10 protein-coding genes are annotated in these 12,493 nt (G+C 72.2%); 5 read left to right on the forward strand and 5 right to left on the reverse strand.

Annotation, left to right across the window (positions count from 1 at the left end):
* Positions 1-28 precede the first annotated feature (28 nt).
* Positions 29-850 carry an alpha/beta fold hydrolase gene (locus tag ACZ4TV_RS25120; RefSeq protein ID WP_468137105.1) on the reverse strand — a complete coding sequence of 274 codons (822 nt, stop codon included), beginning with the start codon at positions 848-850 and terminating at the stop codon, positions 29-31.
* Positions 851-929: 79 nt separating this feature from the next.
* Here ACZ4TV_RS25120 and ACZ4TV_RS25125 point away from each other — a divergent pair, with 79 nt between their 5' ends.
* The 4 genes from ACZ4TV_RS25125 (at position 930) to ACZ4TV_RS25140 (ending at position 3,378) form a co-directional block, all read left to right on the forward strand.
* On the forward strand, positions 930-1,562 hold the full coding sequence (locus ACZ4TV_RS25125) for a helix-turn-helix domain-containing protein (RefSeq protein ID WP_468137106.1): 633 nt from the start codon (positions 930-932) through the stop codon (positions 1,560-1,562).
* Positions 1,563-1,578: 16 nt separating this feature from the next.
* A complete protein-coding gene (locus ACZ4TV_RS25130; RefSeq protein WP_468137107.1) occupies positions 1,579-1,734 on the forward strand; it encodes a DUF6126 family protein in 156 nt (51 codons plus the stop codon).
* Between the two features lie 85 nt (positions 1,735-1,819).
* Positions 1,820-2,902 (forward strand): NAD(P)H-dependent amine dehydrogenase family protein, encoded by a 1,083-nt coding sequence (locus tag ACZ4TV_RS25135; RefSeq protein WP_468137108.1) that lies wholly within the window; start codon positions 1,820-1,822, stop codon positions 2,900-2,902.
* Positions 2,899-3,378 (forward strand): carboxymuconolactone decarboxylase family protein, encoded by a 480-nt coding sequence (locus tag ACZ4TV_RS25140; RefSeq protein ID WP_468137110.1) that lies wholly within the window; start codon positions 2,899-2,901, stop codon positions 3,376-3,378. Before ACZ4TV_RS25135 ends, ACZ4TV_RS25140 begins: the two co-directional genes overlap by 4 nt.
* 72 nt (positions 3,379-3,450) lie before the next feature.
* On the opposite strand, the gene ACZ4TV_RS25145 is transcribed toward ACZ4TV_RS25140, so the two are convergent.
* The 4 genes from ACZ4TV_RS25145 to ACZ4TV_RS25160 all read right to left on the reverse strand — a co-directional run bounded on the left by ACZ4TV_RS25145 (position 3,451) and on the right by ACZ4TV_RS25160 (position 8,616).
* Entirely contained in the window at positions 3,451-5,088 is a 1,638-nt protein-coding gene (locus tag ACZ4TV_RS25145) for a GMC oxidoreductase (RefSeq protein WP_468137111.1), read from the reverse strand.
* A gap of 72 nt (positions 5,089-5,160) precedes the next feature.
* A complete protein-coding gene (locus ACZ4TV_RS25150; RefSeq protein ID WP_468137113.1) occupies positions 5,161-5,814 on the reverse strand; it encodes a DUF6629 family protein in 654 nt (217 codons plus the stop codon).
* Between the two features lie 5 nt (positions 5,815-5,819).
* Positions 5,820-6,929, reverse strand: a complete 1,110-nt coding sequence (locus ACZ4TV_RS25155) for an agmatine deiminase family protein (RefSeq protein WP_468137114.1) — start codon at positions 6,927-6,929, stop codon at positions 5,820-5,822.
* 67 nt (positions 6,930-6,996) lie between these two features.
* The gene (locus ACZ4TV_RS25160; protein WP_468137115.1) at positions 6,997-8,616 is read right to left on the reverse strand and encodes an MFS transporter; all 1,620 of its coding nucleotides are present in this window, start codon (positions 8,614-8,616) and stop codon (positions 6,997-6,999) included.
* A gap of 164 nt (positions 8,617-8,780) precedes the next feature.
* Here ACZ4TV_RS25160 and ACZ4TV_RS25165 point away from each other — a divergent pair, with 164 nt between their 5' ends.
* Positions 8,781-12,410: a S8 family serine peptidase gene (locus ACZ4TV_RS25165; protein WP_468137116.1), complete on the forward strand. Its 3,630-nt coding sequence runs from the start codon at positions 8,781-8,783 to the stop codon at positions 12,408-12,410.
* The last annotated feature ends 83 nt before the right edge of the window (positions 12,411-12,493 follow it).

A 12,493-nucleotide genomic window follows, 5' to 3' on the forward strand; every position in this document is an offset into this window, starting at 1 on the left:
TCCCGGGCGGCCGTGCGTCGGAGCGCGCCTACCCCCGTCGGTGCGCGGCAACCAGGAACTCCGCGATGCGTTCACCCCAGGTACGGACGTCCGCGCGCGTCCTCGACACGTGCAGGTCCGCCCCGGGCAGTGCGCCGGCCAGCGTCCGCGCGGTGGACAGGGGGTGCCCGGGATCGTCCACCCAGGCCAGGATCAAGGCCGGCAGGCGCAGTTCCGCTATCTCGGCGGGTGGTGGCAGGTCGGAGCGGGCCAGGCCGCACAGCACGGCCGGCAGGACCCGCTCCGGGGGCGTCGGAGGGAACTGCGGAACGTCGGACACCACCGCAGGAGGGGGCTGCTGCCGCCGCTGGGCGAGCCAGGCGTCCAGCCCCTCCCTCTCGACCGTCTCGGCCGAACTCCGGTTGGCCCGGGCGTGCGCCTCCCGCGTCGTCCACGCCGTCGGGGGGATGAGCAGGACCAGCCGGGAGAACCGCTCCGGCGCGCGTACCGCCGCGTGCAGTACGGTGCCGCACCCCATCGAGGCCCCCATGGCGTCGAAGGGCCCGGCGGCACCCAGATGGTCCAGCAGGGCCAGCAGATCGTCGGCGAGGGCAGGGTAGGTGTAGTCGGTGTCCGAGGCCCCGCCGGTGGACCTGCCGTGTGCCCGCGCGTCGTAGCGGACCAGGCGGCGCCCCGCGTCCAGCACCGGCGCCCAGTCGAAGAGTCCCATCCGGTCCTCGACGCACTGGCTGACGAAGCCGCCGTGCGCGTACACGGCCGGCGGCCCCGAGCCCGCGTCGTCGAAGACCAGCCGCGCCCCGCGATGGACGAGGTGGCCTTCCCTGACGACGTGCCGTCGCTCCGGGCTCATGCCGCGCGCTCCCTCCGTGGATTTGCCTTAGAGGCAAGCCGGATTGCCAGAAAGGCAAGGCTCTGGCTCGAATCGGGGCATGACACCCGGTCCTGCACCCGGCTCCGAAGACGCGGCCGACGAACTGCCCGCAGTGGCCCCGCAACTGCGCGAACTGCGCCGCCGCGCCGGTCTCACCCTGGAGGCCGCCGCCGCACGGGCCCGGCTCTCGCCCGCCCACCTGTCCCGCCTGGAGACCGGCCGGCGCCAGCCCTCGCTGCCGCTCCTGCTCGGGCTCGCCCGCACGTACGGTACGACGGTCTCCGAACTGCTCGGCGAGACGCCCGCCGTCGCCGATCCCATCGTACGGGCCGGGGGTCCGGGCGCCCGCGAGGCCGACGGGTGGACGTACTGGCGGGCGGGCGGCTCCGGGCGCGGGATGCAGGCGCTGCGCGTGCACGTCCCGGACGGCCGCAGCCAGGGTGAGCTGGTCCGCGTACACCCCGGAGAGGAGTGGCTGTACGTGCTCGGCGGGCGGCTGCGGCTGCACCTGGGGGAGGCCGAGTACCTGCTGGAGCCGGGGGACAGCGCGCACTTCGACTCGCTCACCCCGCACCGGATCGCAGCGGCCTCCTCGGGCGGAGCCGACCTGCTGTTCGTCCACACCCTGCTGCAGAGCAGCCTCGCCGGGCTGTGCCTCGGCGGCGCCACCACGACCACGCACCACCGATAGTGAGGGAGCCGTACCCATGTCCCGAGGAGAGGACCCCGTGACCGTACGGGCACGCATCGAGTCCAGGTTCCCGCGCGGTCTGGTGATCAGGCTGATCGCCTACTTGTTCGTCGGCCACCTCTTCGCCTTCTTCGTCTACCTCCTCTTCGTCCTGGGCGCCCGGAACCAATGACGGCCCGGGGCGGACGACTCCGGGCCGCACGACTCCGGGCCGCACGACTCTGGAAAGGTGCGGGGCCGGTGGCTACCCTCCGCGCATGATTTCCACGGTTGTCTGGGGTACCGGCAACGTCGGCCGTCTGGCCATCCGCGCCGTCGAGGCCCATCCCGCGCTGCGGCTCAGCGCGGTCATCGTGCACGATCCGGCCAAGGTCGGCCGCGACGCGGGCGAACTGGGCGCGGTGGGCCGCCCGTTGGGGGTCGAGGCCACCGACGACATCGAAGCCGTACTGGCCGCCCGCCCCCGGGCCGTGGTCTACGCCGCGTCCGGGGACGTCCGGCCCGACGAGGCGCTCGCGGACATCACCCGGGCGATCCGGTCCGGCGCGGTCGTCGTCAGCCCCGCCCTGTACCCGCTCTACGACCACCGCAGCGCCCCGCCGGAGTTCCGTGACCCGGTGCTCGCCGCCATCGCGGCGGGCGGCGGTTCGCTCTTCGCCTCCGGGGTCGACCCCGGCTGGGGCAACGACGTGCTCCCGCTGCTGCTCAGCGGACTCGGCACCACCATCGACGCTATTCGCTGCCAGGAGATCTTCGACTACTCCACCTACGACCAGCCGGACTCCGTCCGCGACCTCGTGGGCATGGGCCGTCCCATGGACCACCAGCCGATGATGCTCATGCCCTCGATCCCGACCATGGTGTGGGGCGGGCAGATACGGATGATGGCGCGGGCCCTCGGAGTCGAACTCGACGAGATCCGCGAGACGTCGGAGCGCCGCCCGCTCGACACCACGGTGGTCACCAGGACCATGGGCGAGTTCGAGGCCGGCACCCAGGGGGCGATCCGCTTCGAGGTGCAGGGCATCGTCGAGGGCGAGCCACGCATCGTCATCGAACACGTCACCCGCATCCACGCCTCGTGCGCACCGGACTGGCCCATGCCGCCCGACGGCGGCGACGGCGCCCACCGGGTCGTCATCGAGGGCCGCCCCCGCATCGAGGTCACCATCGAGGCCACCGACGAGGGCGAGAACCGCTCGGCGGGCGGCAACGCCACCGCGGTCGGCCGTCTCGTCAGCGCCATCGACTGGCTCACCGAGGCGCCGCCCGGACTCTACGACGCCCTCGACATCCCGCTGCGCCCCGCCACCGGCAGACTCGGAAGGAAACAGTCATGAGGATCGACGTCCCGGAAGGGCAGCACCCGATCGAGTACGTGTGGGGCGACATGGTCCCCGGCATCGGGATGGCCGCCGCGAACTTCTCCCTGGCGGTGTACGCCCACACCACCCTGGGCCTGCGCGAGTTCGAGGCGGCCCGGCTGCGCGTCGCGCAGATCAACGGCTGCGTCTTCTGCCTCGACTGGCGCACCGAGCGGGACGGGCAGAAGGTCGAGGAGGAGTTCTCCGAGGCGGTCACCGAATGGCGCACCACCGATGCCTTCGACGAGCGCACCCGGCTGGCGGCGGAGTACGCCGAGCGGTACACCCTCGATCACCACGGCCTCGACGAGGAGTTCTGGGACCGGATGACCGCGCACTACAGCCAGCTCGAGATCGTGGAGCTGACGATGAGCATCGGCTCCTGGCTGGCCTTCGGCCGGCTCAACCACGTGCTCGGGCTCGACAGCGTCTGCGTGCTGCCCGGTCACTGACGCCGGACATGGGGTCCGGGGCCGCTCGGTGCGTCCGGTCGGCCCCGGCTCCGGCCCGCGTGGGCGGGAGGACTACAGGTCGGTGGCGATGATCTTCTCGATGTTCCGTTCCGCGAGCGCCGTGATGGTGACGAACGGGTTCACGCTGGCGTTGCCGGGGATCAGCGCGCCGTCGATCACGTACAGGCCGGTGTAGCCGTGCAGGCGACCGTAGTTGTCGGTGGCTCTGTTCAGGACCGCGCCGCCGAGCGGGTGGTAGGTGAGGGTGTCGTTCCAGATCTTGTTGCCGCCGAAGAGGTCGGTGCGGTAGATCGTGCCCTCCTTCGAGTTGATCTTGTCGAAGATGGTCCTGGCCATGGTGATGGACGGCTGCTTCCAGGCCGTCTGCCAGTTCAGGTCGGCGGTGCCCGTCGCGGCGTTCCAGGTGAACTCGGCGCGGTTCGGGTTCTTCGTGATCGACAGGTAGAAGGAGGCGTACGTCTCGATCCCGGTGGGGAGCGGTGCGACCTCGGCGAAGGCACCGCCCGCGTCCCAGTTGTCGATGCCGGAGCACGGAATGGTCGACTGGAGCTTGCCGGTCGGGTCCCACATGTGGTTGGCGCGGCCGCACATGACGTTGCCGTTCTCCCCCCAGCCCTTGCCGACCTCGTTGTCGAGGTTCGCCAGCGCGCCGGTGGCCTTCAGCTTGACCAGGAGCTTGCTCGTGCCGACGCTGCCGGCCGCGAAGAACACCCGGTCCGCGGTCACGGTCTTGGTGGCCACGGTGTCGCCGGTGGTGTTGATCTGGTCGATGGTGACCGTATAGCCGCCGGCAGCGGCGGGGGAGACGGAAGTGACCTTGTGCAGCGGCGAGATGGCGACCCGGCCCGTGGCCAGGGCCCGGGCGAGGTAGGTCTGGACGAGCGACTTCTTGCCGTGGTTGTTGCCGTAGAGGATCTCCCCGGCCAGGGCCGACCTGGTGGCGGTTCCGGCGGCCTCCCGCTTCATGTAGTCCCAGTCGTACACGTCGGGCACGAAGGTCCAGGCGAAGCCGGAACGCTGGGCGTGCTTGCGGCCGACCCGGGAGAACTGGTAGCACTCGGCGGTGTCGAACCAGGCCGGGTCCACCATGCCCACCCCGAGCCCGGCGTTGGCCCTCGGGTAGTAGGTGTCGTACATCTCGTCGGCGTTGACCGACGGGAGGACGGCGCCGAAGTTCGCGCGCCTGGGCGTGACCGCCATGCCGCCGTTGACCAGCGATCCGCCGCCGACACCGCGGCCCTGGTAGACCGTGATGCCGGCGAAGTCCTCGGCGTCCAGGATCCCCGTGTACTTGGGGACGTCCTTGTCGATCGGAAAGCCGAGGAAGTTGCTGAGCGGCGCCTTGGTCCTGGTGCGGAGCCAGAACGACCGGTAGTCGGGGCTGGTCACCTTCGGGAAGATCTTGCCGTCCGGGCCCGGGGTGTCCCAGGACATGCCCATCTCGATCATCTGCACGTCCACGCCCGCCTGCGCGAGCCGCAGGGCTGCGACGGAGCCGCCGTAGCCCGTGCCGATGACCAGGACCGGTACGCGGGCGCCGTCGCCTATGGGGCCGGGCGCGGCGGCCGCCTGAGCCGGTGTGAGGTGACCCGCCAGGGCCACGGCCCCAAGAAGAGAACTCGTTCCACCAATGAATCCGCGACGCGAAATTCCGTTGGAGCCTTTACCGGGCAGGGTTCTGTCACCCATGTGACGTTCCTCACTCTCGGCGGAATGGGAACGAGTTCTACTGCCGCCCGCTTGTGAAGTCACTAGATACGTCTAGGTAACTTTCGGTCGATCACGCGACAGCGGGGCCGCGTCCCGGGACCCGACCCAGCCCAGTACCAGCACGGACGCGACCGCGGCGAAGGCGCACCAGGTGGAGGCGAATTCCAGCCGCCACAGCGCTGAGCAGGCCAGTGCCCCGGCGGCCAGCACGGCGCCGAGCGTGCGCAGCCACCGGTCCGCGGCGAGCAGCAGGGCGCCGAGCGTGGCGAACAGATAGCCCGTCAGCACCAGCGGCATCCACGGAACATTCACGCCGTAGCCGATGGTGTGGCCCCGGATCTCGGCGGTCACCGGCCGGGTCGCGAGGCAGTACGAGAGCACCGCGGCGGTGACCAGGCCCACGGCCACCGGCCCCCACAGCCGGCGCCGCTCCCCGGGCGCGGCCGCGAGCAGGATCCCGACCGGCACCCAGACCGGCAGCAGGGGCAGGGCGATCACCGCCCAGGCCGTGGCGGCCGGGGAGCAGCCATCGCCCGCGTCCCAGACGGCGGCCTCCACCAGCTGGTGCGCGCCCAGCAGCAGCGGCAGTGCGGCGACGGGAAGATCGCGGGTCCGCCGCGCACGCACCACCCGTACCACGCACACGAGTCCTGCGGCGGTGATGACCGTGCCCGCCGTCAGATCGGCCGTCGCGCTCCAGCACACGGGGATCAGCCGGGCGCCGGCTGCTGCATCGTCGAGCAGTGGATGCCCCCGCCGCCGCCCATCAGGCGGTCCACGTCGAGCTGGACGACGGTGCGCCCGGGGAAGGCACCGGCCAGCGCCCGCGCGGCTGCCGCGTCCCTGTCCTCGTCCCCGAACCCCGCGGTGATCACCGCTCCGTTGACGAGGTGAAAGTTCAGGTAGGAGTCGACGAAGCCGGAGCTGTCGGAGCGCGTGGTCCGCGGTCCGTCGACCCGGATGACCCGGAGCCGGCGACCCCGGGCGTCGGTGGCGGCGGAGAGGACGGCGAGCTGCTCGCGGGCGTCCTTCGCCCAGATGTCGGTGCGGTCGGCGGGCGGCACCTGGACCATCACCACCCCGGGCCGGACGAACCGGGAGGTGACGTCGATGTGGTCGTCGGTGATGTCCTCTCCCTTGACGCCGGGGGCCCAGATCATCTTGTCCGCGCCGTAGGCGGCCAGCACCCGGGCCTCGACCTCGGCCCGGCTCAGACCGGGGTTGCGGTTCCTGTTGACCAGGCTGCTCTCGGTGGCCATCAAGGTGCCGTCGCCGTCGGTCTCCACCGCGCCGCCCTCGCCCACGAAGTCGGTGGCGGTGAACGACAGGGACTCGCGTGCCGCGAGCCGCCGGGCCACCTCGGCGTCCTTGCGGTGCGTCTGCTTGCCGCCCCAGCCGTTGAAGTTCAGGCCGATCGAGTCCATGGACCCCGCGCCGTCGCGGCGGAAGACGGCGCCCGTGTCCCGCATCCAGAGGTCGTCGACGGGGAGCGTGGAGAGGACGGTGACGCTGGAACCGCAGCGGGCCCGGGCGGTGGCCGCCGCGCCCCCGTCCGCGGCGCACATCAGCACCGGCTCATAGCGGGCGACCGTGCGGGCGATCAGGGCGATGTCCTGCTGCACCCCGGGGAGGTCGCGGCCCCAGACGGCGCGGCTGGAGGGCCAGGCCATCCAGGTGCGCACGTGCCGTACGTCGTCGGGCGGCACGGTCATCCGGCGGGTGGGGGCGGCCTCGGCGCGCTGCGCCGTGGGGCTGCCGAGGGCCAGGCCGGCGGCTCCGGCGCCCGCCGAGCGCAGGACCGTTCTGCGGCTTGGATTCATGCGAACCTCCGAAGGCGGGGGGGGTCATCGGACCGCATCGGAACTGTGGCACTGACTGAATTTTCAGTCAAGCTGGCCGCGCCTCACGTGGCGGTTCCAGCGGCGGAGCGGCCACCGCGCAATGCGTGTGGCACTGCGGGTGGCACGCCTCGGGCGCGGGGGAGCGTACGGTCGCCCAGGCCACGGCGGCGCCGACCACGAGCGCGCCCGCGCACCAGGGCATGGCCCGCCCGAAAGCGGCGTCGAACTGCGCTGCCGAGAGGTACGACTCCGGCCCCATGCCGGCCAGCAGCGGCAGCGCCGCCACCGCGAGCAGTCCCGCGACGCGCGCCGCGGCGTTGTTGATGCCGCTGGCCAGCCCCGCCCGGCCGGGGTCCACCGAGGCCAGCACGGTCGCCGTCAGCGGAGCCACCAGGACCACCAGGCCCATGCCCATCACCAGCATCGCGGGCAGCACGTCCCGTACGTACGAGGCCCCCGGCCCCACCCGCAGCATCAGCAGGTTCCCCGCCGCGCACAGCAGCGGGCCCACCGTGAGCGGGATGCGCGGCCCGATCCGCTCCCCGAGTTCCCCCGAGCGGGCCGACAGCAGCAGCATCAGCACCGTCGTGGGCAGCATCGCGGCCCCGGCGCCCAGCGCGGAGTACCCGGCCACCACCTGGAGCTGGAGCACGACGAGGAAGAAGAACCCGCCGAAGGCCGCGTACACGAACAGGGTGACGAGGTTGACAGCTGTGAACTGCCGGGAGCCGAAGATGTCCGGCGGCACCATCGGATAGGCCCGCCGCCGCTCGACGTAGACGAAGGCGACGCCCAGCAGGAGCCCTCCCACCCCCGCGCCGATCACCGCCGCCGTTCCCGACCGGGCTTCGATCAGCGCGTAGGTGATCAGCCCCAGGGAGCTCGCGCCGATCACCGCCCCGGCCACGTCGAACCGTCCGTGCGCCTGCGGATCCCGCGATTCCGGTACGTGCCGCAGCGCCACCGGCACGCACAGCGCGGCCAGCGGCACGTTCAGCAGGAACACCCACCGCCAGCCCGGCCCGTCCACCAGCCAGCCGCCGAGGAACGGCCCCACCGCCGCGCCCACCCCGCCCAGTCCCGACCACAGGCCCACCGCCCGGCCCCGGTCCTCGCCGCGGATCGAACCCTGGATCAGGGCGAGGGACCCGGGGGTCAGCAGCGCCCCGCCCACGCCCTGCAGGGCCCGGGCGGCCACCAGTACCCCGGCGTTCGGCGCGATGCCGCACAGCAGCGATCCCACCGCGAACCACACCACACCCAGCACGAAGATGCGGCGCCGCCCGAAGCGGTCGCTCAGTGCCCCGCCGACCAGGATCAGTCCGGCCAGGGTCAGCAGATAGGCGTTCACCGTCCACTGGAGCACTGCCAGATCGGCATCGAGATCCCGCCCGATGCGCGGGAGCGCCACGTTCACCACGGTCGAGTCCAGCAGGGCCATGCTCGACCCGAGCACCGTGGTCAGCAGGATCCACCGGCCGCGCGCGGACGCCAGCGGGACACCGGCGGTGGGCGGTTCGGACGGCGGTTCGGCGGGCGGCTGGGGACGCGGCTCGGCGGGCGTCTTGGGAAGCGGCTCGGCGGGCGTCTTGGGAAGCGGCTCGGCGGGCGTGTGGGGACGCGGCTCGGGGGGCGGCTCAGGGGGCGGATCCGGGGACGCGGTCATGCCTTCAGGCTGGCTCGCGTGGCCGGGAAGGGCCACCGGGCGGGCCGTGGGGCCGGCTCATTAGGCCCTCTTGTAATGGACATGACCCCTCCCTCACCATGACCCGCGCACGTCACGCACACCCTTCCCGCACAACCCGCACACGGCGTACGAGGAGACACCACGTGGCCCCACGCACCAAGCGGTCATCACGGCCTTCACGGCTCTCACGGCCTTCACGGCTATCACGGCCTTCACGGTCCTTACGCACGGCGCTCGCCGCCCTCACCTCGCTCCTGCTCCTTCCGGCCGGCGCGGGCATCGCCGCGGCCGCACCGACGGCGGACCCTCGAACCGGCGGCCCCACCCCGAGCGCTGCCGAGCGCAAGGTCGAGCCCAGGCTCCGCGCCCAGCTCGACGATTCCGCCAAGGCCGTCTTCTGGGTCTACCTCGACAGCGCCGCCGACCTCACCGCGGCCGGGAAGCAGCAGACCCGCGCCGCCAAGGCCGAGACGGTCATGCGGGCCAAGAAGGACCATGCCGCGCGCAGCCAGGCCGAGGTCGTCAAGGCCCTGGAAGGCGCGAAGGCCGAGTACACCTCGTACTGGATCGTGAACGCCGTGCGCGTCGTCGGCAGCGAGAAGCTCGCCGGGACCCTCGCGCAGCGCCCCGAGGTCGCCCGGATCGACGCCGACGACAAGGTCGAGCTGCCCAAGCCCGCCGAGGGCGAGCGGGAGCGGACCGCCGCCGACGCCGTCGAGTGGAACATCGACCGGATCAAGGCCCCGCAGGTGTGGGACCAGCTCGGCGTGCGCGGCGAGGGCATCGTCGTCGCCAACATCGACAGCGGCGTGGACCACACCCACCCGGCCGTGAACAACCAGTACCGCGGCAAGAACGCGGACGGCTCCTACGACCACGCCTACAACTGGTTCGACCCGGCGGGCGTCTGCGCCACCGCGGCCCCGTGCGACAACAACGACCACGGCACCCACACGATGGGCACCATGGTCGGCGACGACGGCGGCGCAAACAAGATCGGCGTGGCCCCGGGCGCCCGGTGGATCGCCGCCAAGGGCTGCGAGTCCAACTCCTGCTCCGAGGCCTCCCTGCTCGCCGCAGGCCAGTGGATCGTCGCTCCGACCGATCTGAACGGCCAGAACCCGCGCCCCGACCTCGCCCCGCACATCGTCAACAACTCCTGGGGCGGCCCGGGCGGCGACGCCTGGTACCAGCAGGTCGTCGACACCTGGCGGGCCGCCGGAATCTTCCCCGCCTTCTCCAACGGCAACTCCGGCCCCAGTTGCAACACCAGCGGCTCACCCGGCGACTACGCGAGCTCCTACAGCTCCGGCGCCTTCGACATCAACAACGCGATCGCGTCGTTCTCCGCGCGCGGCGCGGGCCCCGGCGGCACCATCAAGCCGAACATCGCCGCCCCAGGCGTGAACGTCCGCTCCTCCGTCCCCGGCGGCGGGTACGAGGCCTTCTCCGGCACCTCCATGGCCTCACCGCACACCGCGGCCGCCGTGGCCCTGCTCTGGTCCGCCGCGCCCGCCCTCGAGGGCGACGTCGCGCAGACCGAGTCGCTCCTGGACGGCACCGCCCAGGACACCGACAGCAGCCAGTGCGGTGGCAGCGCCGCCGACAACAACGTCTTCGGCGAGGGCAGGCTCGACGCCCTCGCCGCCGTGAACGCCGCCCCGCGCGGGTCGATCGGCGCACTCGGCGGTACGGTCCGCTCCGGCGGCGAGCCGCTCGCGGGCGTGAAGGTCACCGCCGACGGGCCGATCGACCGCACGACGACCACGGCGGCCGACGGCAGCTACGCCTTCCCCTCCCTGTCGGTCGGTGAATACACCCTGACCGCCGCCAAGTTCGGCTACGGGCAGCAGACCGCGACGGCCACGGTGACCGAGAACGCCACCGCCACCGGCGACTTCACCCTGACCCAGGCGGCCTCCGGCAAGCTCACCGGCACCGTCTCCTCGGCCGCCGGGCCGGTCGCGGGCGCCTCCGTCACGGTCGCGGACACCCCGGTGACCGCGACCGCCGACGCGCAGGGCCGCTTCGAGGTCGTCCTGCCGCACGGCACCTACGACGTGAACGCCACCCACGCCTCCCGCTGTGTCACCGGCGGCACGGCGAAGGTCACCGTGGCCGGCGACACCACGGTCGCGGTGAACCTGCCCGAGCGCACCGACGGCTACGGCTACGCCTGCGCCACCGCCGGCGACCGCCCGTACGTCGCGGGGAGCCGGCAGCTCGCCCTCACCGGCGACAACACCACCGAACGCGTCGACCTGCCCTTCCCGCTGCCGCTGTACGGGAAGACGTACGGCCAGGCCTGGATCGGGACCAACGGCACGGTCAGCTTCGGCGGCAACCACACCGGGGACATCAACGGGGACATCCCGAGCACGGCCACGCCCAACGCGGCCCTGTACCCCTTCTGGGACGACCTGGTCGTCGGCGCGGCGGGCAGTGGCTCCGGCGTCTTCACCGCCGTCACCGGCACCGCCCCGCACCGGAGTTACGTGATCGAGTGGCGCGAGGTGGCCCACTGGTCGGCGCAGACCCAGAAGTTCTCCTTCTCGGCGGCGATCGGCGAGGACGGCACCGTCTCGTACTCCTACAAGGGCACCGGCGGCTCCGGAATCAAGGGCGGCTCGACGGCCACGGTCGGCGTGGAGAACGCGACCGGAACCGACGCCTTCAGGTACTCCTTCAACACGGCGATCATCACGGACGGCCTGTCCATCGCCTTCCGGACCACCAAGAGCGGTGTGGTGGCGGGCCGGGTGCTCGACGCCAACGACGGCAACGGCGTCGCGGGCGCCACGGTGACCGTCGGCACGGGCGACTCGGCGGTGTCGGCGACCACGGCGGCGGACGGCGGATACGTCGTCCAGAGCCCGTCGGGTGTGAAGGCCCTCTCCCTGGCGGCGCCGCAGTACGAGTCCGCCACGGCGACGGTGGACGTGCGGGCCGCCGACGTCACGACGGTGAGCCTTTCCCTGCGCACCGGCAAGGTGACGGCGTCCAAGCCGTCCGTGGAGGTCGTACTCCCCGCGGACCAGCAGCGGACGCGGACCCTGGACCTGACCAACCCGGGCCTCGGCACGGCGTTCACGGTGTCCGAGGACGCGGCCTGGCTGACGGCCGCACCGGCGGTCGGGGACCTGCCCACGGGCGGGAAGGTCCCGCTCACCCTTTCGGTGGACACGGCGGGACTGACCCCGGGGTCAGTCCTGACCGCGAACCTGAACATCACGTCAGCGAGCGGCAGGACCCCGGTCCTCACGGTCCCCGTCAAGCTCGTCGTCCCGCGCTACCAGGTCGCCCTGGACGCGGGCTCCGGCTACGCGAGCACGGACAGCCTGGGTGACGCCTGGTCCCCTGACCGCAAGTACACCGCCGGCTCCTACGGCTACCAGGGCAGCGGCTCCGTACAGTCCACCGGGCGCACCATCGCCGGTACGGACGAGCAGCGGCTGTTCCGCAACGCCCGCGAGGGCATGTACGAGTACCGCTTCGACAACGTGCCGAACGGCACCTACACGGTGGAGCTCGGCTTCGCGGAGCTCTCCTCCACCAAGCCGAACAAGCGCGTCTTCGACGTCCTGGCCGAAGGCACGCAGGTCCTGCCCTCCCTCGACATCTCCCTGGAGGCGGGCACGTACAAGGCCCTGACCCGGACGTACACGGTCACGGTCACGGACGGGATCCTCAACGTCCGCTTCGTCACGCACACCGGATTCGGCAAGCCCCTGCTGAACACCCTGCGGGTGACCGACCGCCCGGACAAGAGCTAGCCGAGCGGGCCTGACAGTCGGACGGGGGGCGGGGCGCCTGCGGGCCCCGCCCCTCCCGTTCGGCACGTGCGGCTCCCGGCATT

This window comes from Streptomyces sp. NPDC028910 (assembly GCF_055564955.1).

What these genes read in the sequence shown, in the direction of transcription:
- ACZ4TV_RS25120 (WP_468137105.1), bottom strand. Translation starts at nt 850, where the DNA reads ATGAGCCCGGAGCGACGGCACGTCGTCAGGGAAGGCCACCTCGTCCAT.
- ACZ4TV_RS25125 (WP_468137106.1), top strand. Translation starts at nt 930, where the DNA reads ATGACACCCGGTCCTGCACCCGGCTCCGAAGACGCGGCCGACGAACTG.
- ACZ4TV_RS25130 (WP_468137107.1), top strand. Translation starts at nt 1,579, where the DNA reads ATGTCCCGAGGAGAGGACCCCGTGACCGTACGGGCACGCATCGAGTCC.
- ACZ4TV_RS25135 (WP_468137108.1), top strand. Translation starts at nt 1,820, where the DNA reads ATGATTTCCACGGTTGTCTGGGGTACCGGCAACGTCGGCCGTCTGGCC.
- ACZ4TV_RS25140 (WP_468137110.1), top strand. Translation starts at nt 2,899, where the DNA reads ATGAGGATCGACGTCCCGGAAGGGCAGCACCCGATCGAGTACGTGTGG.
- ACZ4TV_RS25145 (WP_468137111.1), bottom strand. Translation starts at nt 5,088, where the DNA reads ATGGGTGACAGAACCCTGCCCGGTAAAGGCTCCAACGGAATTTCGCGT.
- ACZ4TV_RS25155 (WP_468137114.1), bottom strand. Translation starts at nt 6,929, where the DNA reads ATGAATCCAAGCCGCAGAACGGTCCTGCGCTCGGCGGGCGCCGGAGCC.
- ACZ4TV_RS25160 (WP_468137115.1), bottom strand. Translation starts at nt 8,616, where the DNA reads ATGACCGCGTCCCCGGATCCGCCCCCTGAGCCGCCCCCCGAGCCGCGT.